The sequence below is a fragment of the Dysgonomonas sp. genome (assembly GCF_035323175.1).
GTDB lineage: Bacteria > Bacteroidota > Bacteroidia > Bacteroidales > Dysgonomonadaceae > Dysgonomonas.
In genome coordinates, this window is record NZ_DAOKYH010000002.1 from 302,459 (window position 1) to 327,214 (window position 24,756).

The window sequence follows — 24,756 nt, forward strand, 5'->3', positions numbered from 1 at the left end:
TCTGCTTTATTCTGCCCTTTTTACAGAGATCTTCTTTCCTGAGTATTTCACTTCAGATATTGTGTTTTTCTTTCCTTTGGTAATCCATTCTACTTTCAATATTCTATCCTTAGCCATACCCGCATATTCGCCTTTAATATCATCGACAGTAAGCTGCTGAGAGGCTTCATCATAACTGAACTTAATAGTCGAATATGCCCCATTCTCATAGTTGTAGTTTACCCCTTCGTCTTCGTATAAAGTAAACTCTCCGTTTTTACCTGTATATACTTTTATGGTGAGATCTGTTTGAGCTTCTTTGGTAGTCTGAATATCATTCCCCATAGGCAAAATCGAACCTTCTTGTACAAAGAGAGGCATACGTTCGTAGGGTGCAGATACTTTTATGCTTTTTCCTCCGGTAACATATTCTCCTGTATCATAGTTGTACCAATTTGTACCGGCAGGGAAATATACATCACGGGATATTGCTTTGTATTGATATACCGGACAAACCATCAGGTTCGGCCCAAACATATATTGATCGCTTATATTATGAGTAGCTGCATCTTTTCCGAAATCCATTACCAAAGCACGCATAATAGTATAATCATTGAAGTATGTCATTCCGGCCAATGAATAGATGTATGGCATCATCTGATAACGAAGTTTGGTGTAATGAACCATGCTATTATATGCAGGATGACCTTCAGGAGCAATATTGTAGATCTCACGATAAGGATATTGTCCATGACTACGGAATAGCGGACAGAATGCACCAAACTGGAACCAACGAGCATTCAGCTCTCTCCATTCTTTCATATCTTCTGAGCCTTCTTTCGCATTTTCATAACGTTTTTCGACACAGAAACCACCGATATCCATTGTCCAATAAGGAATACCCGACATAGCAAAGTTAAGTCCGGCTGAAATCTGAGCTTTCATATCTTCCCAACGAGTACCGATATCGCCACTCCATGTAGCTGTAGAGTAACGTTGTAGTCCGGCAAAACCAGAACGGGTAAGCAAGAAGACACGGTTGTTAGGATTAGTAGAACGCTGACCTTCATAAATACCCTGTGCATTAACAAGGGCGTAAGCGTTAAAGTACTCAACTGATGGGCCTAAAGCTGTAGGAGTCATTAGCTCTTTACGGTACTGCATACTTGCATTTGATAAAATATCCGGCTCGGAAGCATCCATCCACCAAGCATCAATACCTTTAGAATATAGCTTTTCGTTCAACTGATCCCAAAATAGTTTGCGAGCACCTTCGCTGTAAGCATCATAAAATCCTCCAATGTAACCCGGGCTAATCCAATCGCGAATACTATCTTTCACAGCACGGTTAAACATCCATCCTTTTTCGTCAAAAGCCTTGTAATTATCTGTCGTATAATAAAACTTAGGCCATACAGAAATCATAATATGCGCATCTTTTGCATGTACGCTATCCATCATTCCTTTTGCATCAGGGAAACGCTCGGTATCAAAATCATGGCTTCCCCATGCATCTTTTGGCCAATACGACCAATCTAATATTATGTTATCTAGTGGTATATTTCTCTTGCGGTATTCATCTACAACGCCAAGCAATTCTGTCTGAGTTTTGTATCTTTCGCGGCTTTGCCAGAATCCCATTGCCCATTTAGGCATAATTTGCGATTTTCCTGTAACAGTCCTATATCCTTTGATCACATCATCGGCACTGTTTCCACGAATAAAATAATAGTCGATCTGATCGCCCATCTCTGACCAAAGAGCCAACTTGTTTTGTTCTTCCTGAGATTTCGGGCTCAAAGCTTTAAGTCCTATATATGAAATACCACCATCAGGTTTCCAATCGAGTTTTATTTTACGTTTTTCTCCGGCTTTCATATCCACTGTGAATTTATAGCTATTCGGATTCCATGCCGTACGCCATCTTTCAGGCACTATTACCTCATTATCTAATGATATAGTTGTATAACCTGCATAATAAAGTATAAAATGATATTTACCTGTTTCCTTTGCTTCTATATCTCCTTCCCATGTGATGCGAGAATTAAAGAACGGAAAGTCTTGAGGAAACTTCTTTATTGTTTCCAGATTTTCGTAATCAATCTGTGATTCGGCTCTTTCTACAAAAACTTTATTTGGATCCGCATTTACCATATAAGTAGCGGTCAGCCCACCTTCTTTTCCTGTTTTGTCATATAGCTTAAATTGATCCAAGTCGAGATAATCACGAGAATCACCGAATTTAGTCAGTGAGTAGTTATCCCAAAGTATCCCATAGTTTTTGCTCGATAAAACAAACGGAACAGACACTTTTGTATTATATTGGAAAAGAACCTCATTCTTTCCCTTGTAGTTAAACTCATCAGCCTGATGTTGTCCAAGTCCATAAAAAGCCTCATCGGCAGGAGATTCAAACACTTGCTGCATAGTATATGCTTTTGTTCCTTCGACTTCAATATCAGAAAATGATTTACCTCCTCCTTTATTTTCAGCTAGAAGCACATTACCATTTATATCAGAGAAAGTAACCTCTCCTGTAGTCAAAGATACCGTAGCAATGGTAGATGCTGTTTTAAGAACAACATTTCCGTTTTCCTCTTTAGCATCCCATCCTGTTGTTTGTGTTTTATCATATATGGTGATAAGACTTTTTTTGTCAGAAAACTTATAGCCGGGAGTAGCCGAAACATGAATTACATCATCATTGACAACTTGCAATCTGATGTTCTTTGTAGCTAAAGCATTGTCCGTTTTCAGGTTTACAATTATTCCGTCACTCGTTCTCTGATATGGTCCGCTTTTACAGCCGATGAATAGAGCCATCGACAACAAACCGACCAAAAGCAGTTGATTTTTTTTCATGGTTATTATGGTTTAAGTTTCATTGATACAAAAATATCCCTGAATATGCAGAGAGGCATTCTTAAATGTTTTTAATGCGACCGTTAAAGATTCTCTACAGGGGTTTAAATGTTTCCATTTAGGGATTAAAATGCTAACAAAACATTAGGAATCGCTTTATTTATATAAATTTGTATCCATCGAACCTGAATACCTAGCAATGAAAAAACCATTATACACCCTTCTATTCTTCTTATTCTCTTTTATCATAAAAGCCCAGCAATTTGAATTCTCTCATTTGAATAATACAAACGGCTTATCAAACAATCAGGTTGAAGCAATCTTGAAAGACAGCCGTGGTTTTATATGGTTTGGTACAAATATGGGGCTCAACAGGTACGACGGGATAAACTTTAAAACATATAAGAATATAAAGAATGACAGCAAAAGTCCATCTTACGACCGTTTTACAGGAATACAAGAAGATATAAAGGGAAACCTATGGTTGCAGTCGAGTGCAGGGGTTTATATGCTATATGACTGGAAATCGGAATCTTTTATAAACAATATAGATTCACTGCTAAGCGATATAGGGTTGCCTCCAGCACCAGCTATTATAGAAATTGACAAGAAGAAAGATTTATACATTTCATATCCGGGAAAGGGTATTCACAAATACGATGCAACTACTAACAAAATAACAATCTACAAGCAATCGAAGAATACAAACGATCTGGCTCTGTCTGATATCTCCGATATAAAAATAAAAGATAGCTACATTTGGGTTCTTCACAACGACGGACTTTTGGAACGTGTAAACATGCAGACAAACAGAGTGGACATGCGAAATACGTTCTTTAAAGACAACAACCAAAACTCTACAATACAGAAATCCTTATTTATAGATTCTGATAATGACATTTGGGTTTATCCAAGTATAGCGGATAAAGGCGTGATATATCTAAATACAAAAAAAGGGCAATGGACTTTACTGGACACCAATAGTAAGGTTGCATTATCGAGTAGCTTTGTCAGATGTGTGGGACAGGATATTAACGGACTGATATGGATAGGAACAGATCACGGTGGAATAAGCATTCTGGACAAAAAGAATCAAAAGATAACGGTTCTTAAAAATGATATATACAATCATAATTCTATCAGTCAGAACTCTATCATCAGTTTCTATAGTGAACCTAACGGAACAGTATGGGTAGGGACATACAAAAGTGGTGCATCTTATTATCATCCAAATCTTTTCAAATTTAGGAAATCACCTCTCTTTTATATGTTCAACAAAAATGCAGAGATATTCGACTGCAATAGTTTATACAAAGACAAGAGTAATAATCTTTGGATAGGAACAAATGGAACCGGTCTTATCAAATACGATCAAAGCACGGAGAAAGTAGAACGTTTTCGTAACAATCCTAACGATGCGGGAAGCATCTCGTCTGATATTATCACATCAATATACGAAGATCACACACAAACACTTTGGATTGGAACTTTCATGGGAGGGCTGAACTCCTTTGACGGTAAAAGTTTCAAGAAATTCCAATTGAATGAGACTAACTTAAACTCTCTTTCGAGCAAAAGTGTGTATAGCCTTACCGAAGACAACGACCATAATTTATGGATAGCAACTCTTGGGGGCGGTATAGATCAATTAAATCCAGCAAGGGATACGTTTACTCATCACAATATGAGTAACAGTAAAAATCTTTTATCCAATTATATTGTATCTATGTTTGTAGATACTCAGAAGAATATATTTCTAAGTACCGACAGAGGAATATGCGTATTAGACGAAAGTAAAAAAGAAGTAAGAAAATACTTTCCGGACAATACATTTCTCGATTCCCTTACCAGTATTGTCATAAACAATCTGATTGTAGATTCAAGAGGTCTTTTATGGATTGCTACGGACAAAGGGATCAATGTATATTATCCTACAAAACAACGATTTGAATACATTACAACCAACGAAGGGCTACCGGGTGATGAAGTTGTATCACTCATAGAAGATAATGATGGCAATATATGGGCAGGAACCCGAAATGGATTGGTATGTTTCTACTGTAAGTATGACAATCAGAAACTGACGTATACAATCGCATCTTTCGATGTTAACGACGGACTGCCGGGTTCGGTATTTAATACGAATGCTATATTTAAAGACAAAGACGGAATTATCTACATAGGCAGCACTAAAGGATATACATCTTTCGATCCAAGAAAAATAGTGTTTAATAAAAATGTACCTAAACCGCACTTCACAGATCTTCTTATTACCAATCAGGTGATTAAACCGAATACAAAATACAATGGACGTGTTATTCTCGAAAAGTCAATAACAGATCTGGATGAGATTGTTTTACATTACGGTGAAACCAATTTTACAATACAATTTTCATCCCTAAATTACATCCATCCCGAGAAGAATCGATATAAATACATGTTGGAAGGATTGGATAACAAATGGACTGAAACAAGCACCGGAATCGGCTCGGCATCATATTCCAACCTTAATGCCGGCACATACAAACTTATTGTTTACGCCAGCAATGACGATAATGTATGGAGCAGTGAGCCTATTGTTTTGACAATCGTAGTAAAACCCCCATTTTGGCTATCATGGTGGGCAACCATTATATACATACTCATCACGATCACGGTCTTAAGGTTTTTCATAAAATATAAGTTGAATAAACAAAAAGAAGAATACGAACAGGCTCAAAAAATACTGGAAGCCCAGAAAATACATGAAGTAGACGAATTAAAATTTAAATTCTTTACCAATATAAGCCATGAATTCAAAACTCCGCTCACGCTCATTCTTACACCGTTGGAGAAACTTATGAAATCATCTGTATCGGACGAGCAAAAAGCAACGATGAGCATCATGCACAAGAATGCTAAAAACTTGCTGAACATGGTGAACGAAATACTTGATTTCAGGAAGTTTGACCAAAACAAGATGACTCTGAATATTTCACGAGGGAATATTATAGAATTTACAAAAGAAATATGTCAGTCGTTCTCGGCATTGGCAGGAGAGAAATCAATAAAACTTACATTCACAACGTATCTGCAAGAACTGCAGATGGAGTTTGATAAAGAAAAGATGCATAAAATCATATCCAATCTGATTTCCAATGCATTCAAATATACAGAAGATGGACAGATAGATGTCAGTATTGGCATTTCCGAACTGCTACAAACAGATACACCAACCAAACAGCTATGCCTAAAAGTTTCTGATACAGGCGTCGGCATAGAGAAAGAATACCTCGAGAAAATATTTGAACGCTTCTTCAGAATAGAAAAAGCAGGAAAAAACAATCAATCGGGAACCGGCGTTGGACTCCATTTAGCCAGTGAATATGTAAAATTACATGGAGGCGAAATACAAGTGGAAAGTACAGAAGGAAAGGGTTCTACTTTCACAATATTACTGCCTATACAAAATTCGACATATAAGGAGTTAAGCAACCAAGACATTATACATTCGGGAGATATTTCTATTAGCGAAATAAAAGAAGGAGCCGAGCTCGATTTAAAGTCGGCGCAACGGGCACATCTTCCGCTTCTACTAATAGTTGACGACAATGAAGACTTTTGTGAATTTATCACCAGCTTGTTTATAGACGATTATCGCACCGTTATAGCAAATGATGGAGAAGAAGGATACAGCATTGTACTCGATCAACTACCAGATATTATATTATGCGATGTTATGATGCCTAAAATGGATGGCTATGAGTTTTGCAGGCATGTAAAAGGTGATATACGAACCTCACATATTCCGATCATACTACTTACGGCCAAATCGTCGGAAGAAAGCAAATATTCGGGTATTGAGGCAGGAGCAGACGATTATATATCCAAGCCTTTCAACATTGACATGCTGAAACTAAAAATAGCCAAGATCATCGAGAGGCAGAAAAAAATACATAGCAACTTCAAGAAGAAAATAGATATCTCCCTGAGCGAAATAGAGATAACATCTATGGACGAAAAATTTGTACAAAAAACAATCTCTATTGTGGAAGAAAACATTGGAAATCCTGAATTTCTTGTAGAAGATCTTTGCAAAGAGATGGGTATGAGCCGGGTCTATTTTTACAAAAAAATATTGGCTCTGACAGACAAGACCCCTTCTGAGTTTATCCGCTTTATTCGTTTAAAGAGAGCAGCTGATTTATTGGAAAAAAGCCAGATGTTTGTCAATGAAATTGCCTTTCAGGTAGGATTTAATGATCCCAAATATTTCCGCAAGTATTTTAAAGAGGAATTTGGTGTAACCCCCAATGAGTATAAAAAAAACGTATCGAAATGATCCAGTAAACATATTACCCCCCTTTATGAAACATACGGAATAGATTTAAAGCTAAAGATGTAATATTTTTGTATTGTACGGTTAAAATCTATTCCATGAAAAAACTATTACTTATTCTGCTATCTATTTTGTTTGCGAATACCGAGGTATTTGCACAATATGTCTATCCGTTCCAAAACACAAGCTTAAGCGACGAAAAACGCCTCGACAATCTACTGTCTATAATGACAATTGACGAGAAAATGAATGCACTATCCACAAACTTAGGCGTTCCTCGCTTAGGAATTAGAAACACAGGACATTCTGAAGGATTGCACGGGATGGCACTGGGAGGCCCGGGTAACTGGGGTGGTTTCACAATGGTAAATTATCAGCGTGTGCCGGATGTATATCCTACAACTACATTTCCTCAGGCCTATGGGCTAGGTGAGACATGGGATACAGAACTGATAAAAAAAGTAGCTGACATAGAAGCCACAGAAATAAGATATTACACACAAAACGAAAGATATACAAAAGGAGGTTTGGTGATGCGTGCCCCCAATGCAGACTTAGCCCGGGACGCACGTTGGGGACGCACGGAGGAGAGTTTTGGAGAAGACCCTTTTCTGGTATCGGAGATGGCGGTAGCCTTTATAAAAGGACTACAAGGAGACAATCCCCGATACTGGAAATCGGCATCCTTAATGAAACATTTCCTTGCAAACAGTAATGAAGATGGGCGCGATTCGACATCCTCTAATTTTGATAATCGACTGTTTCACGAGTATTATTCATATCCTTTCCGAAAAGGTATAGAAAAGGGCGGCTCTCAGGCTTTCATGGCAGCTTATAATAGCTGGAACGGAATACCCATGACAATCCACCCTATTTTGAAAGACATCCGTAAAGACTGGAACTTTAAAGGAATAATCTGTACCGACGGAGGAGCTCTTGATCTGTTGATAAAAGCACATAAGACATTCCCAACTCACACAGAAGGTAGTGCCGCCATCGTAAAAGCCGGTGTAGGACAATTCCTTGATAATTTTCGTCCATACATATACGAAGCCTTAGAAAAAGGGATGCTGACAGAAGCAGATATAGACAAGGCTATACGGGGAAATTTCTATATCGCATTGAAGCTAGGCCTACTAGATGGAGATCAGACAAAACTACCTTATGCTCATATAGGAGTTACCGATACAGTTTCGGTATGGAGAAATAAAGAGATACAAGATTTTGTACGTCTGGTTACTGCAAAATCTGTCGTGCTACTAAAAAATGAGAAAAAACTATTGCCTTTAAATAAGGGAAACATCAAGAGGATTGCAGTTATTGGTCCACGAGCCAACGAAGTATTACTAGACTGGTATAGCGGCACTCCGCCTTATACAGTTTCCATACTACAAGGTATAAAAAATGCAGCCGGTAACAATGTCGAAGTTATATACGAGCCTTCCAATGAAATGGACAAAGCCTATCTTGCCGCACAGAAAGCAGATATAGCCATAGTATGCGTTGGAAATCATGTATATGGTACTGATCCTAAATGGAAATATTCACCCGTGCCGAGCGACGGACGTGAGGCTGTGGATCGTAAAGCTTTATCACTCGAACAAGAAGACTTAGTAAAGATTGTACACAAAGCGAACCCAAATACCCTAATGGTAGTGGTCAGCAGCTTCCCTTTTGCTATAAACTGGTCGCAAGAAAATATACCGGCGATACTGCATATCACAAACAACAGTCAGGAACTCGGAAACGGTCTGGCTGACGTAATCTTCGGCGATTATAATCCTGCGGGCAGAACAAATCAGACTTGGGTAAAATCCATTGCCGACCTACCCCCGATGATGGATTATGATATACGGAACGGCCGCACATACATGTATGCAAAAGAAAAGCCGCTATACCCTTTCGGATATGGTCTTAGCTACACAAATTTCACCTACTCCGATATGGCTTTATCTTCTTCTACTCTTTCTAAAGGAAAAGATCTAAAATTATCCATAAATGTAAAAAATACAGGAGATGTGGATGGAGAAGAAGTCGCTCAGCTATATGTATCATTTCCTCAGTCAAAAGTTGTACGACCAATCAAACAGCTAAAAGGCTTCGATCGCTCGATGGTCAAAAAAGGAAAAAATAAAACTTTTGAATTCACCCTAAGTGCCGAAGATCTTGCATATTGGGACAACGATAAAGACTCGTTTGTAATAGAACCCGGAACAGTGAATATCTTGATAGGATCATCTTCGGAAGATATCAGGCTGACAAAAGAAATACAACTAAAATAACCAACCTAAGACCTATGAAAATACGAATTATTCTTTGCCTCATCATTTGCTTCAGCACGCAGCTTGCGGCCCAACAAAAACGCATATTAGGCGAACCTGTCGACATGAGTATCGACTTTAAAGATTTTCACAATACATTTTTCTTTGCCGACAAAGTGGCTTCATTTAACGGAGCAGAAGGGAAAGGGAAAATCTCATGGAAACGCACATCGTTGTACACTCGCCAGGCTTTTAATGTAAATACAATCTTGCCACAAGATTTGAAAATGTTAGATTTTCCGGGCGAAGCCTATGAACAAAACCCTGAATTAGACTTCTCGGTAGATTTTGTGACACCACGCACATTGCGAATAAGAATGTTGACAACCCCTGTCCAACCTAAACCGTTCGACTCTCCTATGTTAGTCAAAGAACCGGGCAAAAACAGTTCGTGGAAATATTCTAAAACAGGAAATACCCATACTTACAAAAGCAATTACGGCAGTATAGAAATTGAAGAAAATCCATTCCGTATCACGTTGAAAGACGAAAAAGGAAAACGATTGACCGATACATGGCGTTGGTGCGACAATGATTCTTCGCAAGTAAAGGTTATTCCTTTCAACTTCATCAAACGGGGATTGGATAATAGCCGAGCAATAAACCCAGTATTTTCATTGTCTCCGGGAGAAAAAATATTTGGTTGCGGCGAATCTGTAACCAAGTTAGACAAGAGAGGTCAAAAGGTTAATCTTTTTGTTACCGATCCGCAAGGCCCCGAAACAGATCAAATGTACAAACCTGTTCCTTTCTTTATGAGTAATCGAGGTTACGGTATGTTCATGCACACATCAGCCCCTGTCACTTGCGATTTCGGGAATACCTATGTAGGTGCAAACAAGCTGTTCATGGGAGATGAAGCACTCGACCTGTTCATATTTATCGGCGAACCGAAAGACATACTGAATGAATATACCGAAATAGTAGGGAAGCCATCTATGCCTCCACTCTGGTCGTTTGGCACATGGATGAGCCGAATCACTTACTTTGAGCAAAGCGAGGGTTATGATGTCGCAGCCAAACTACGCTCATATAAAATCCCGTCCGATGTTATTCACTTCGATACAGGATGGTTCGAAACAGACTGGCAATGCGACTATAAATTTGCGCCATCGAGGTTTTTCAATCCTCAGAAAATGATTGACGATCTGAAGAAAGATGGATTCCATATCTCGCTGTGGCAACTGACTTATTTTACACCTAAAAATAAATTTTTCAATGAAATAATAGAGAAAAACTTGCATGTAAAAAACTCAAAAGGAGAAATGCCTTATGAAGATGCAGTTTTAGACTTTTCCAACCTTGAGACTGTAAAATGGTATCAGGACAAACTTGCAGGATTACTAAAAATGGGAGTTGGTGCAATAAAAGTAGATTTCGGGGAAGCCGCACCAATGGAAGGATTTTATGCGTCAGGGCGCGGTGGATGGTACGAACACAATCTGTATCCGCTGCGTTACAACAAAGCTGTTGCAGACATCACCAAAGAAGTCAACAATGAAAATATTATCTGGGCTCGCAGTGCTTGGGCAGGAAGCCAACGCTATCCTCTCCATTGGGGTGGCGATGCTGCGAATACAGATATCGGTATGGATGCGACATTACGCGGAGGTCTCTCATTCGGGCTAAGCGGCTTCTCTTTCTGGAGTCACGACATAGGAGGATTTGTGGTTGCTGCTCCCGAGAATCTGTACCGACGTTGGTTACCTTTCGGATTTTTGACATCGCATAGCCGTGCACATGGAGCACCACCAAAAGAGCCTTGGTTATATAACGATAACTTTGTAAAAGCTTTTCGAGAATCGGCCGAAATGAAATACAAATTAATGCCGTATATTTATGCACAAGCTAAATTATGTACCGAAAAAGGGTTGCCTATGGTTCGGGCTTTGTTTGTGGAATATCCCGACGATCCCGGAGCATGGCTTGTAGAAGATCAGTATCTCTTTGGGGCTGACATATTAGTAGCTCCGATGATGGAAGCCGGAACGGAACGAAATGTATATCTACCGAAAGACAACTGGATCGATTATCAAAGTGGAAAAACATATCAACAAGGATGGAATGTGATAGAAGCAGGCAAAATTCCTGCTATCATTCTGGTGCGCGAGGGTGCTGTTATCCCGCACGCCCAACTTGCTCAATCTACAGATAAAATCAATTGGTCTGATATAGAACTCAAAGTTTATGGAGACAAAGAAAAAGCGACCGGATTCGTTTGTCTTCCGTCTGACAATAAACTAACAGATATTATTCTTACAAAATCGGGTAGTAATTATCAGCTGGAAAAAGGACAAATACAAGGTGTGCATTATAGGATAAACAAGTAAAAAATGAAGTTCTACAAACTATTTTTATTATTATTTATTTTTTCATGGAGTGGACTTTCTGCTCAAAATAAACAAAACGAATGGCAATACTATTTCGATAAGCCGGCATCCATATGGGAAGAATCAATCCCATTAGGAAATGGCAGAATCGGGATGATGCCTTGGGGTGGAATAGAAAAGGAACGAGTCGTATTAAATGAAATTTCTCTATGGTCGGGCAACAAGCAGGATGCTGATAATCCCGAAGCTTATAAATATCTGGGTGAAATAAGAAGACTTCTATTTGAGAAAAAGAATAAAGAGGCTCAGGAATTAATGTACAAAACCTTCACCTGCAAAGGCAAAGGAAGTGCAGGTTTGGAATATGGTAAATTTCAGATTTTTGCGAACCTGTATGTAGACTTTATATACCCTGACAAATCTGAAGCGACACAGTATAAAAGAGTGCTGGACATGAATAATGCTCTATCTACTGTTTCTTTCTCTAAAAATGATGTAGAATACAAACGAGAATACTTTACGTCTTTTTCTGATGATATCGGATTAGTAAAATATAGGGCAAGTAAGCCGGGAGCATTAAGCCTAAAAATATCATTGCAACGTGATGAGAGTTTTAAAACTTATGCGAGCGGCAACACTCTTTATATTTTTGGACAATTGGAAGCAGGAGAAAACCATTCGGGGATGAAATATCTGGGAATGGTGAAGGTGATAAACAAGGGTGGAGAATTATCCGCGACAGACAAGGTGATAGATATCAAGAATGCGAATGAAATCACCCTATATGTTTCATTAGCGACCAACTACAACGGTACAAATCATGAAAAAGTAGCTTCTGAGCTATTGAACAATGCCGGAGTCAATTACGAGAAACTAAAAAAGAAACATATTACAAAATATCAGGCTCTTTTTAATCGTATAGATCTCACTTTAGAAAAAAATAAGAATTCCTCACTAGCAATAGATAAGCGACTGGAAGCATTTGCAACAGACAAAACAGATTACGATCTGGCTGCCTTATATATGCAGTACGGTCGTTATCTATTGATATCATCTACCCGAGAGGGAAGCCTCCCTCCTAACCTGCAAGGGCTGTGGGCTCCACAAATAAACACTCCTTGGAATGCTGATTATCATTTGAATATCAATCTACAGATGAATCTTTGGGGAGCTGAAATGTTTAATCTTTCTGAGCTCCACAAACCTACTATCGAGTTTGTGAAATCGTTGGTAGAGCCGGGAGAAAAAACAGCAAAAATATATTATAACAGCCGTGGATGGGTCGTTCATATTTTGAGTAATGTATGGGGCTTCACTTCTCCCGGAGAACACCCTTCATGGGGAGCAACCAACACGGCCGGCGCATGGATGTGCCAGCATCTCTGGGAACACTACTTATACACTCAGGACAAAGAATATCTAAAATCTGTATATCCGACAATGAAAGGTGCGGCTTTATTCTTTGAGGACATGCTGATCGAAGACCCTAACAACGGTTATTTGGTTACTGCTCCGACTACTTCTCCTGAGAACGCTTACATAACACCATCGGGAGACGTGGTAAGTATCTGTGCAGGCTCAGCGATGGACAATCAGATTATTCGCGAATTATTTACAAACGTGGCGAACGCTGCAAAAATATTAGAGGTAGATAATGAGTGGATCCAAGATATTTCAGCGAAAAAAGATCGACTAGCACCTACTTCAATCGGAAAATACGGACAGGTAATGGAATGGCTCGAAGATTATGAAGAGAGTGAAATCCACCATCGCCATGTATCACAACTATATGGACTACATCCGGGAAATGAACTTACGTATGAAAAAACTCCCGAACTGATGGAAGCCGCTAAAGTCACTTTGACAAGACGAGGAGATCAGTCTACAGGATGGTCTATGGCATGGAAAATTAATTTCTGGGCACGGCTCAAAGACGGAAACAAAGCTTATAAACTGATTGGAGACCTGTTGAAACCGGCTGAAAATAACTGGGGCACCTATCCAAATCTGTTCAGTGCACACCCTCCGATGCAAATAGATGGCAACTTTGGCGGATCAGCCGGAATAGGGGAAATGCTTCTACAAAGCCATGAAGGTTTTATAGAACTACTGCCTGCTATACCCGACGGGTGGAAGAACGGAGAAGTGAGAGGCATGAAAGTAAGAGGGGGTGCAGAAATTTCCTTTAAATGGAAAGATAACAAGATCCAATATATACATATCACGGCAACTGCAAACAATCAGTTTGTGATTAAACTACCTAGCGGAAGGCCTTTGATTGCAGGAACAAAGAACTATAAAATAGAAGGTAATAGATTATACCTGACATTGAATAAGGGGAATAAAATTGAAATTACGTTAAACAAATAAATATTAAACAATTACAGAAAACATGAAGAAACTATTTTTTTATGTATTATTCGGCTTACTCTTATTGCAAGCAAACGGACAAACAAAACAGATTCCGGTCTACCTTGACGATAGTAAACCTATGGAAGTCAGAATAGAAGATGCTCTATCAAGAATGACTTTGGAAGAAAAGATTGCGATGATACATGCTCAATCTAAATTTAGTACCCCCGGAGTTCCTCGTCTGGGTATTCCTGAAATATGGATGAGCGACGGCCCTCATGGGGTACGCATGGAAATAGACTGGGATACATGGAACCATGCAGGATGGACAAACGACTCATGTACTGCTTTCCCTGCATTAACATGTTTAGCTGCGACATTCAACCCCGAGCTTTCTCTGAAATACGGAAATGCACTGGGAGAAGAAGCTCGTTTCAGAAAAAAAGAAATGATTCTTGGGCCCGGTGTCAATATTTATCGCACGCCGATGAATGGCCGTAACTTTGAATATATGGGTGAAGACCCTTACTTAGCCTCTAAGATGGTTGTTCCTTTCGTTAAAGGGGTACAACAAAACGGAGTAGCTGCAACGATGAAACACTTTGCCCTAAATAACCAAGAACTATGGCGCGGACATATCGATGTGGAAGTGAGCGACAGAGCGTTATATGAAATATACCTACCGGCATTCAAAGCCGGAGTAGAAGAAGGCAAGGTATGGGCGATAATGGGTTCTTATAACAAATACAGAGGCCAGTATTGCAGCCATCACGAAAGACTTATCAATCAGATACTAAAAGGAGAATGGAAATATGACGGTGTGGTAGTTACAGATTGGGGAAGTGCCCACAACACACGTGAAGCAGCGTTGTACGGTCTTGATATAGAAATGGGTACTTGGACTAACGGGCTCACATGGGGCCAAAGTTTTGCTTACGACAATTACTATCTGGCAAAACCATATCTGAAGATGTTGGAAAAGGGCGAATTACCGATGTCTACCCTCGATGATAAGGTTCGTAGAGTATTACGTCTAAACTTTAGAACCAATATGGACAGAAACCGTCCATACGGAAGTTTTGCGACACCCGAACATGCAACTGTAAGCCGTGAAGTGGCTGAGCAAGGTATTGTATTGATGAAAAATACAAATAACTTTTTCCCGATAGCTAAAGACCGCTACAAGAGAATTGTTGTAATCGGAGAAAATGCAACCCGTTCTTTAACCGTAGGTGGAGGATCGTCTGAACTGAAAGTAAAGAAAGAAGTTTCTCCTCTCGAAGGATTAAAAATTAAATATGGTGCTGATAAAGTATTCTATACGATGGGGTACGGTTCAGGACCTAGCGTATACGATCATTTTATTCCGTCTCCATACAATGCGGATTCATTGAAGCGAGAAGCTTTGGCTTTGGTTAAAGATGCAGACGTTGTTTTATTCTTCGGCGGGTTAAACAAGAACTATCAACAAGACTGCGAAGGCGGAGACCGTACTTCTTACGACCTGCCATTTGGTCAGAACGAACTGATCGAAGACTTGTTGAAAGTAAATAAGAACATGGGAATCGTTATCGTGAGTGGAAATGCCGTAGCTATGCCGTGGTTGGATAAAGTACCAGCTTTGATGCAATCATGGTACCTTGGTTCGGAAGCAGGTAATGCTACAGCGAATGTAATTGCAGGTGACATCAATCCTTCCGGAAAGTTACCATTCAGTATTCCGAAGAAGTTAGAAGATAACGGTGCCATGTCTTTCGGTACAATTTCCTATCCGGGAGATAGCATCAAACAGATATACAAAGAAGATATCTTGGTTGGTTACCGTTGGCACGATACAAAGAAAATTCCGGCATTATTTCCTTTCGGTTATGGATTGTCATATACCACATTCGAGTATGGTAAAGCTTCTACAGACAAGAAAGAGTACACTAAAAATGACGAAATTAAAATAAGCCTAACTCTTACTAACAAAGGAAACGTTGACGGTGCAGAATCGGTACAGATATATGCATCACAGCAAAAACCTTCGATGGAACGCCCTGCTAAAGAATTGAAAGCATTCAAAAAAGTTTTCCTAAAAGCCGGAGAGACTAAAAATGTAGAACTGTCAATACCGGTCAAAGACCTTGCTTTCTTCAATGACAAAGCACACGAATGGGTCGTAGAATCGGATAAGTTCACATTGCATTGTGCTGCATCATCTGCCGATGTAAAAAGCTCTGTAACAATAAATGTGAAGTAAAATTATCTTTATATAGGAACCTGACAGAAATGGAAAGGTGACAAACAGAATCTTTAAAAAAAGTGTCACTCTTGTCACCTTTTTATTATATTAAATTGAAAAACAATCATATAACAGAAGACCATGAAAAGCATTTTTAGAGCATTCTTTCTCTTTTGCCTCACTACTTTGTTGATCAGTCAGGCTTTTTCGCAAACGGGATACAAAAATCCTATAATACCGGGGTTCAATCCCGATCCGAGTGTTTGCAGAGTAGGAGACGATTTCTATCTTGTAACTTCATCATTCGAATATTTTCCGGGGCTACCTATCTATCATAGCAAGGATCTTATAAACTGGAAACAGATAGGACATTGCCTAACGAGAGATTCGCAATTGTCATTACACAAAGTTTCAGCATCCGGAGGACTATATGCTCCGTCTATACGTTACCACGATGGATTATTTTATGTCATTTGTACAAACGTATCGGATAAAGGTAATTTTTATTGTACGGCTACCGATCCGGCAGGACCTTGGAGCGACCCTATCTGGGTAGATATAAAAAGCATAGATCCTGATATCTTCTGGGATGAAGATGGTAAAACATATTTTGTAACTCAAGGTGACGAAGGTATCCGAATTACAGAAATCGATATTAAGACAGGTAAGGTATTATCTCCCGAACGTCTCGTTTGGGGCGGCATAGGAGGTCGTTTCCCTGAAGCTCCCCACATTTACAAAAAAGATGGTTTCTATTACCTTTTGCTGGGTGAAGGAGGAACAGAATATATGCACAGCGCCACGATAGGACGCAGCAAGAATATATTCGGCCCTTACGAATCATGTCTTTTAAATCCGATACTGACTCATGCCAACAGAAAAGGGCAAAGCAATACTATACAGGGTGTAGGACATGCAGATCTTGTACAGGCAAAAGACGGTTCTTGGTGGATGGTATTTCTAGGATTCAGAGTAACGCATCAATGGGCATATTATCATGTACTGGGACGTGAAACATTCTTAGCTCCTGTAGACTGGCCTAAAGGTGGCTGGCCACAAGTGAACGGAAACGGAACTGTATCGCTAAATATGGACGTTCCTACACTCCCACTCCATCCGGTAGAAAAAGCAGCTATACGTACAGACTTTGATACTGATAAACTAGGATTCGAGTGGCAATATATACGTAATCCTGTCAGAGAAAACTATTCGTTGACAGAAAAGAAAGGATGGATAAGAATCAGTACATCTCCATATACATTAGACGAAACTGAGGCAATATCAATGATCTGCCGCCGACAAACAGAGCATGATTTCAGGGCTGAGACTCTTTTAGAGTTCAATTCATCTGCTAATAACGAGGAAGCGGGAATGACTTTGATACAAAATAATACGCATCACTACGACTTGTTATTGAAAAAGTCGGGCAGTCAGTATATAATGCAATTACGTGTAAAAGTGGGATCACTTTCTTACATTGCAGGAGAAAAACAAGTTAAAAGTAATAAACTGAAGTTGAAGATTGAAGGTACACCTTCACAATACGCTTTTTATTGCGCAGAAGCCGATAGCGACAACTTCAATGAATTGGGAAGGCTAGATACCCGATACCTAAGTACTGAGGTTGCAGGTGGTTTTACAGGGGTAATGATAGGGCTCTACACCTCTTCGAATGGGAAGCCAAGTAAAGCCAAAGCCTATTTTGATTGGTTCGATTACGATGCAAAAAGATAACATAAGATGAAGGTGGGATAATTGTTATTGTTCTATTTTTGTCATTCTGAGTGTAACGAAGAATCTCCACCTTCAATACACGAGAAGTTTCACTTCGTTCAACATGACAAAGAAAACAACAGCAATTATTCCTACCTCTTTACTGTATCAATAAATACTCTCTTTAGCTACATCGATAAACAGTTCAGACAGTTTCCAGCTGACAGCATCGGCATATTTCCTACCTTTCTCTGCTGTTGACTTTTTAGGGTTTCCAATCCCTGTATCATGAGATACCTTCGCCCAATTTCTTGGTGTCCAGCCAGTACCGTCTCTAAGAGATTCAGCACTAAAAGTCTTAGACGCTCCGTCTCCTGCAACAGATAGGTTCACCAACTCCGGATGGTAATGCATCATCATTGAGGTTTCCATTTCGCCGGCATGGTCGTCTTTTTCTTCAAAATATCCGGTCTGAGGAACAATGGCGAACAGATTACTTATCACAATCAAAAAATCAGGATATTGAACAGCCAGATCTCGTATCATATTCTTAAAGCTATTTCCACCATGTCCGTTTACAATAATGAGCTTATGTATGCCTTGATAGTTCAGCGAAGAGACGATATCTGATAGTATGGCTTTTTGCGTGTCATAACCGGCATGCAAACAAAAAGGTAGTTCTCTTTGCCCCGGATTCTGCGAGCCAAGATGTATTACAGGTAATACCATGCCTTTCACGTTTTGTTTTTCGTATGCCTTAATGACCGCATCTACTGACAAATCGTGAGCCAGATAGCAATCTGTCATATAAGGTAAATGATAATTATGAGGTTCGGTAGCACCCCATGGCTGCACTGCATAATCGTACTTTTCATTCTTCGTGTCGTTGTATATTGCTGACAGCATATCAAATCGCGTGTTCATATCCTTACTTTTTTATTATTTGTAAAGATAACAATAGCTTTTTATCTTTGTTGGGTAAAAAACAAACAGATGAAAGAAAAGATCATAGAGCTTAGAAAAATACTTCCCATACCAATGGGTGAAGCCATACAAATGCTGAAAGATAATGATAATGATGTAGAAAAATGTGTCTACCTATTCAAAGCTAAATCGATAAAGGAAATCCAATCTCTTACCGGCTGTGACGAAGAAATGGCTAATAAGTATTATGAAGCAGAAAAGTACGATTTCAACAGAACAGTATCGGCTATTAGGGAAGATCTTTTCGACAAGAACTATACACTTATAGAGGGAGTAACTAAAGAGAATATCAGTTTGATATATCAATGGCTAAGACTTATTGAAGATAAAGACTTCGGGCTGTCATTAGACTTCTCTTATCTCAATATAGTATTGGATACATTGCTGTTGATCCCTCCATTGAAAGAGACCGCAGAAACAATCCGAAAGGCAAAAGATGCTAAGGATATCATTTTCGAAGGATATTCAGACACCGATAGCCTGGACGAGTTTGTTCGCCGCTACAAAAAGCTTGACGACAGCGAAGAATTTCAAAAAGCGGATCGTATAGTAAACTTAAAGCTCACTATTATAAGAGAAGAGTTGATGCGACATGCTCGAAACTTATAATAAGTTACTCTGTTATAAGGAGCATATCATTTTCATCGAACTGCCAAGATTCAGCATAAGCAACCTCCCAATAATATCCGTCTAAGTCTCGGAAATATCCGCTATAACCTCCCCAAAAAACAGCTTGGGGATTTTTTATTACCTTACCGCCAAAACTCTCTACATCGGCAAAGATAGTATCTACTTCTTCCTTCGATTTTGCATTATATGCCAATGTAAATCCCGAAAACCCTGTATTTAGCTGAGGTGTAGCTGAACTGTCGATATCCTCAGCTAACATTTTCAAAGGGTAAAGCGCTAATTTTGTCCCGCCGTTATTAAAAAAGACAATTGCAGGATTGTCTTCTGTATTGGGAGTTGCAAAACCAAGCTTCTTATAAAACGCACAAGAGGCTTTTACATCTTTTACTCCCAGTGTAATAATATTTATCCGATTCATTATAGTAATTCTTTAATATATCCAAATATAAGATTATATATTGTATAAAAGAAGAGGAGTGGATATATCCACTCCCCTTTCAAAAAATATTTAAGAAAATTTATTTTGCTATTGCTTTCAATTTATCTTTTTCTTTATCTACTTCAAAAGTTATAGTCCCGTATTCTGCTACTCCACCCGAAAGGATTAACTCAGCAATCTCATCTTCCACGTAGTTCTGAATAGCACGTTTCAACGGACGAGCGCCAAATTGCACATCATACCCCTTGTCTGTAAGGAAATCCTTCGCTTCCTGACTTAGATCGATAGTATATCCTAGCTCCGACATACGTTTATAGAAACCTTTTAGTTCTATATCGATGATCTTCTCGATAGAAGACTTATCTAACTGATCGAATGTTATTATATCATCTACACGATTCAAGAACTCGGGAGAAAAAGACTTATTCAATGCCTTTTGAAGCACACCTCTGGAGAATTCTTTGTTGGCCGCAGATTGCTTATTAAAACCGATACCTCCTCCAAAATCTTTCAACTGGCGTGTACCTACATTGGAGGTCATAATCAGTATCGTATTCTTGAAGTCTATCTTACGTCCCATACTGTCTGTCAAGTGACCTTCGTCCATCACCTGTAACAAGATATTATACACATCTGGATGTGCCTTTTCTATCTCATCAAGCAGTACTACAGAATAAGGTTTGCGACGTACTTTCTCGCTCAACAATCCGCCTTCTTCGTATCCCACATATCCCGGAGGTGCTCCGACCAAACGCGATACATTGAATTTCTCCATGTATTCACTCATGTCTATACGGATAAGGGCATCAGCAGAGTCAAACAATTGTTCTGCAATCTTCTTAGCTAAGTGAGTCTTACCTACACCAGTAGGCCCAAGGAACATAAATGAACCAATCGGACGGTTAGGGTCTTTAAGACCTATACGGTTACGCTGAATAGCTTTTACGATTTTACTTACAGCCTCATCTTGCCCAATTACAGCAGCTTTGAGGCTATCTTTCATACCTACAAGCTTCAAGCCTTCCGATTCACCAATACGTTGAACAGGAACTCCCGACATCATAGAAACCACCTCAGCCACCATTTCGGCGTCTACTGTTTCGGGTTTCTCTTTCAACGATGCTTTCCAGTCTACTTCAGCCTTGTCAAGCTTAGCCATCAATTGACGTTGTGTATCTCGGAAACTCGCAGCTAACTCATATTTCTGGGCTTTTACTGCTTCCCCTTTTTGCTCTATCACATTTTTGAGTTCGCTCTCGATTTCTTCAATTTCTACAGGCACCTGTATATTTGCAATATGCATACGTGAACCCGCTTCATCCAAAGCATCGATAGCTTTATCGGGGAAATTACGATCTGTAATATATCTATCGGTGAGTTTTACACAAGCCTCAAGTGCACCTTCAGTATATTTCACATTGTGATGCTCTTCGTAACGCTCTTTGATATTATGCAATATCTGTAGTGTTTCTTCTGCTGTAGTAGGATCTACCATCACCTTTTGGAAACGACGTTCTAAAGCTCCATCTTTTTCTATATTCTTACGATATTCATCGAGAGTAGTTGCACCAATACATTGTATTTCGCCTCTGGCCAAAGCCGGTTTCAACATATTAGCAGCATCCAGTGAGCCTGTAGCTCCACCCGCTCCGACTATAGTATGTATCTCATCAATAAACAATATAATATTAGGATTCTTTGATAGCTCGTTCAAAATAGCTTTTATTCGTTCTTCAAATTGTCCACGATATTTGGTCCCGGCTACAACCGAAGCCATATCAAGGGCAATAACACGCTTATCGAACAATACTCGAGATACTTTTTTCTGTACGATTCGTAATGCCAAACCTTCAACGATGGCAGACTTACCAACCCCCGGTTCTCCTATTAATATAGGATTGTTTTTCTTACGACGGCTGAGAATCTGAGCTAAACGTTCAATTTCTTTTTCACGGCCTACAATTGGGTCTAGCTTATTTTCCAAAGCCGACTTCGTCATGTCTATACCGAAATTATCGAGTACAGGTGTATCTGTAGCCTGACGAGGTTGTTGTGTGCCAACGTTCGAGTTTCCACTGCTTATTGGTTCATCATCCTCATCGTCATCATCTGTAAAGTCGGCGCCCATACGAGGCGACTGCTTTTTATTTTCATGCATTATATCACCCATACTTTTTATATAAGTGAAAGCTCCGTTATAATCCATATGATATTCTTCCAACAGCATCGCCGCTATATTGTCATGATCTTTAAGAATGGCAAGAAGTAAGTGCTCGGAGTCAGTTTCCTGACTTTTTGTAAGCCTGGCTTCAAGTATACTCATCTTTAAAATCTTTTCAGTACTTTTACTTAATACGACTTCACTGTTTGGATATGCATCTTCCTGCTGCTTTAATATATTATTATCAATACTATCTTTTAATTCAACCAAATCTATTCCAAAATCCTTTAATGCCTGTATGGCCAATCCTTCTGCATTACGAAGTATACCAAGCATCAAATGTTCGGGTGCCAGATAATTGGTTTGAAGACGTCCGGCCTCCTCACGGCTATACCCCATGATTTTGCGAACTCTCTGTGAAAAATTATTTTCCATAACCGTCTTATTTGATGTTCTTTGCGTATGTTGCAAATATAAGCTTTATTTCTAATAGCCTTTTAGATTAAAATAAAATACCTATTTATAATATTGAAACAAAAACTATGCCATAATGTTTTTTAGATACTTGCTAAATTTATTCTTTAAATGATAAAAAAAATCTTGAAGCGGACAATCTTTTAATTACAACTTAACCTCTCTGTGTCAGCTTTGTAACAATTACAATCTAAATTTATACTATAGAATTAGAGAGCTAATTAAGTATCTAATGAATAATAAGATCTATTTATCAATCAAGCATACTAATAACAAATATAAATATTTGTAAGGTTTTACTCATAAAAACCCGATGTTTAAATTCCATATAAATAGTTAATATCTCTTATGCGATTCTTCGAGCCAAAGACTCAGATAGTTATAATTTAGACTAACTATTTACGGAAACAAATATATTACATTTTGATTCTAAAAACGAAACAATAAAATTATATTAATGTTAAAATTATATTTTTCATATCATTAAGTTTGTTTTATGAAAAATTATACATACTTTTGTAAAGTATTTTTCATGGTATTAGATTTATGGTTAGGAGTGAAGATTGGTTGTCGTGAGACAACCATTCCTATTTTATACCGGTTTCTAAAATATTTATCCTTGATTATCAATCAAAATGTCCCACTTTTAAGCATTACCTATCTTTCACCTCATTTTATACAATCTGAAATCTTTAGAGCATCAGATATCATTCTGCTCGGAAATTCTGTCATTAATTATTACTTTGTCTAAAGAATGCTTTATTTCATAATTTGTATCTTTGTAGTCTATGGAAGATACTTTCAGAACAATAACGGAATTATCGAAAGCAATATACACTGACAAAAGGAGTAAATTTATTGCTTATGCCATTCCTGTGCAATCTGCAGAAGAAGCCAAAAATGAAATAGATAAGCTTCGTAAAGAATATTATGACGCTCGACATGTTTGCTGGGCATATATGCTAGGAGCCGATCGGAAGGAATTCAGATCGAATGACGACGGAGAACCATCCGGAACAGCAGGTAAGCCAATACTAGGGCAGATAAACTCGAATGATCTTACAAATATCTTAATTGCTGTAGTCCGTTACTTTGGCGGAATAAAACTAGGTACAAGCGGGCTCATTGTCGCCTACAGAGAAGCAGCGGCAGAAGCTATTGCCGAGGCAGAGATTATAGAAAAAACAGTAGACTTGGAAATAGCATTCACTTTCGAGTATCCATATATGAATGATGTGATGCGACTGGTAAAAGATATGGAACCTAAAATTTTACATCAAGATTTCGATATGAACTGTAGCATGATACTACAGATAAGAAAAGCTCAATACGACGAATTAGTAAGCAGACTAGAAAAAGTGGAAACCCTCCGATTCGCAGATAAAAAATAAGGTAAGTCTTTATAAGCTTACCTTTTTCTATTTTTAGTCTTTTTTCCTTCTGAAACTTGCATCAAATTTACTTCGATCAAAAATTTCGTATCGAGGCAAAGTAGGTGTATAATCATCATCGTCCCACAATGTACTTGTGATCATTAGATCTGCACTATAGCGATTACAAGCAATTGGCACATTATGAACACGGCATTGGCGAAGCAACATCATTATATCGGCTTCATGGGGTTGAGGATTTAAATCATCTATCAAGAAAATAGCCAAATCCACTTCATGGCGCACTACCATGGCAGCAATCTCAGCATCACCACCCAATGGACCCGAGTTCATACGTGTGATATCTGCTTTTATTCCTTTTTCTTCAAAAGCCTCTTTAATAAGAGTTCCTGTTGTTCCGGTGCAAACCAATTGATGTTTTGACAAGAAATCAGAATTATAATAACACCATTCTACCATATCCGCTTTGCGGTGATCATGTGCCACCAGGGCTATTGTTAGTCTCTTTCTCATATTTGTCGATAGTTATATGTAATCATTATTTCAAAGATACAATATTTATGTTGCATTTCTATAAC

General features: G+C 38.8%; 13 protein-coding genes. 8 read left to right on the top strand and 5 right to left on the bottom strand.

From position 1 onward, the window contains the following. Positions 1-6: 6 nt before the first annotated feature. Complete coding sequence (locus tag PKC55_RS04325; RefSeq protein WP_524536934.1) at positions 7-2,841, bottom strand: TIM-barrel domain-containing protein; 2,835 nt, start codon at positions 2,839-2,841, stop codon at positions 7-9. Between the two features lie 199 nt (positions 2,842-3,040). On the opposite strand from PKC55_RS04325, the gene PKC55_RS04330 reads away from it, so the two are divergent. The 6 genes from PKC55_RS04330 (at position 3,041) to PKC55_RS04355 (ending at position 18,120) form a co-directional block, all read left to right on the top strand. Continuing rightward, positions 3,041-7,162: a hybrid sensor histidine kinase/response regulator transcription factor gene (locus tag PKC55_RS04330; RefSeq protein ID WP_324372018.1), complete on the top strand. Its 4,122-nt coding sequence runs from the start codon at positions 3,041-3,043 to the stop codon at positions 7,160-7,162. A 95-nt stretch (positions 7,163-7,257) separates the two neighbouring features. After that, on the top strand, positions 7,258-9,441 hold the full coding sequence (locus PKC55_RS04335; RefSeq protein ID WP_291130839.1) for a glycoside hydrolase family 3 C-terminal domain-containing protein: 2,184 nt from the start codon (positions 7,258-7,260) through the stop codon (positions 9,439-9,441). Between the two features lie 14 nt (positions 9,442-9,455). Further along, complete coding sequence (locus tag PKC55_RS04340; protein WP_524536935.1) at positions 9,456-11,810, top strand: glycoside hydrolase family 31 protein; 2,355 nt, start codon at positions 9,456-9,458, stop codon at positions 11,808-11,810. A 3-nt stretch (positions 11,811-11,813) separates the two neighbouring features. Next, positions 11,814-14,180 carry a glycoside hydrolase family 95 protein gene (locus PKC55_RS04345; protein ID WP_291123953.1) on the top strand — a complete coding sequence of 789 codons (2,367 nt, stop codon included), beginning with the start codon at positions 11,814-11,816 and terminating at the stop codon, positions 14,178-14,180. A 22-nt stretch (positions 14,181-14,202) separates the two neighbouring features. After that, positions 14,203-16,404, top strand: coding sequence for a beta-glucosidase (locus PKC55_RS04350; RefSeq protein ID WP_291123952.1), 2,202 nt, complete (start codon positions 14,203-14,205; stop codon positions 16,402-16,404). A 123-nt stretch (positions 16,405-16,527) separates the two neighbouring features. Continuing rightward, positions 16,528-18,120, top strand: a complete 1,593-nt coding sequence (locus tag PKC55_RS04355; RefSeq protein ID WP_291123950.1) for a glycoside hydrolase family 43 protein — start codon at positions 16,528-16,530, stop codon at positions 18,118-18,120. 147 nt (positions 18,121-18,267) lie between these two features. Here the strand turns inward: PKC55_RS04355 and PKC55_RS04360 are convergent, their stop codons facing one another. Beyond that, positions 18,268-19,023 carry a creatininase family protein gene (locus tag PKC55_RS04360; RefSeq protein ID WP_291123948.1) on the bottom strand — a complete coding sequence of 252 codons (756 nt, stop codon included), beginning with the start codon at positions 19,021-19,023 and terminating at the stop codon, positions 18,268-18,270. A gap of 69 nt (positions 19,024-19,092) precedes the next feature. On the opposite strand from PKC55_RS04360, the gene PKC55_RS04365 reads away from it, so the two are divergent. Then, positions 19,093-19,692: a hypothetical protein gene (locus PKC55_RS04365; RefSeq protein WP_283686309.1), complete on the top strand. Its 600-nt coding sequence runs from the start codon at positions 19,093-19,095 to the stop codon at positions 19,690-19,692. Between the two features lie 4 nt (positions 19,693-19,696). On the opposite strand, the gene PKC55_RS04370 is transcribed toward PKC55_RS04365, so the two are convergent. Next, the gene (locus PKC55_RS04370; protein ID WP_291123946.1) at positions 19,697-20,131 is read right to left on the bottom strand and encodes a VOC family protein; all 435 of its coding nucleotides are present in this window, start codon (positions 20,129-20,131) and stop codon (positions 19,697-19,699) included. A gap of 100 nt (positions 20,132-20,231) precedes the next feature. Then, entirely contained in the window at positions 20,232-22,748 is a 2,517-nt protein-coding gene (locus tag PKC55_RS04375; protein ID WP_291123944.1) for an ATP-dependent Clp protease ATP-binding subunit, read from the bottom strand. A gap of 827 nt (positions 22,749-23,575) precedes the next feature. Between PKC55_RS04375 and PKC55_RS04380 the strand changes: the two genes are divergently transcribed. Continuing rightward, entirely contained in the window at positions 23,576-24,178 is a 603-nt protein-coding gene (locus PKC55_RS04380) for an IMPACT family protein (protein ID WP_291123943.1), read from the top strand. Positions 24,179-24,211: 33 nt separating this feature from the next. Here the strand turns inward: PKC55_RS04380 and PKC55_RS04385 are convergent, their stop codons facing one another. Beyond that, positions 24,212-24,691 carry a methylglyoxal synthase gene (locus tag PKC55_RS04385; RefSeq protein ID WP_006842469.1) on the bottom strand — a complete coding sequence of 160 codons (480 nt, stop codon included), beginning with the start codon at positions 24,689-24,691 and terminating at the stop codon, positions 24,212-24,214. Between the last annotated feature and the right edge of the window lie 65 nt (positions 24,692-24,756).

What these genes read in the sequence shown, in the direction of transcription:
- PKC55_RS04380 (WP_291123943.1), top strand. Translation starts at nt 23,576, where the DNA reads ATGGAAGATACTTTCAGAACAATAACGGAATTATCGAAAGCAATATAC.
- PKC55_RS04375 (WP_291123944.1), bottom strand. Translation starts at nt 22,748, where the DNA reads ATGGAAAATAATTTTTCACAGAGAGTTCGCAAAATCATGGGGTATAGC.
- PKC55_RS04385 (WP_006842469.1), bottom strand. Translation starts at nt 24,691, where the DNA reads ATGAGAAAGAGACTAACAATAGCCCTGGTGGCACATGATCACCGCAAA.
- PKC55_RS04350 (WP_291123952.1), top strand. Translation starts at nt 14,203, where the DNA reads ATGAAGAAACTATTTTTTTATGTATTATTCGGCTTACTCTTATTGCAA.
- PKC55_RS04370 (WP_291123946.1), bottom strand. Translation starts at nt 20,131, where the DNA reads ATGAATCGGATAAATATTATTACACTGGGAGTAAAAGATGTAAAAGCC.
- PKC55_RS04360 (WP_291123948.1), bottom strand. Translation starts at nt 19,023, where the DNA reads ATGAACACGCGATTTGATATGCTGTCAGCAATATACAACGACACGAAG.
- PKC55_RS04330 (WP_324372018.1), top strand. Translation starts at nt 3,041, where the DNA reads ATGAAAAAACCATTATACACCCTTCTATTCTTCTTATTCTCTTTTATC.
- PKC55_RS04325 (WP_524536934.1), bottom strand. Translation starts at nt 2,841, where the DNA reads ATGAAAAAAAATCAACTGCTTTTGGTCGGTTTGTTGTCGATGGCTCTA.
- PKC55_RS04340 (WP_524536935.1), top strand. Translation starts at nt 9,456, where the DNA reads ATGAAAATACGAATTATTCTTTGCCTCATCATTTGCTTCAGCACGCAG.
- PKC55_RS04365 (WP_283686309.1), top strand. Translation starts at nt 19,093, where the DNA reads ATGAAAGAAAAGATCATAGAGCTTAGAAAAATACTTCCCATACCAATG.
- PKC55_RS04355 (WP_291123950.1), top strand. Translation starts at nt 16,528, where the DNA reads ATGAAAAGCATTTTTAGAGCATTCTTTCTCTTTTGCCTCACTACTTTG.
- PKC55_RS04345 (WP_291123953.1), top strand. Translation starts at nt 11,814, where the DNA reads ATGAAGTTCTACAAACTATTTTTATTATTATTTATTTTTTCATGGAGT.
- PKC55_RS04335 (WP_291130839.1), top strand. Translation starts at nt 7,258, where the DNA reads ATGAAAAAACTATTACTTATTCTGCTATCTATTTTGTTTGCGAATACC.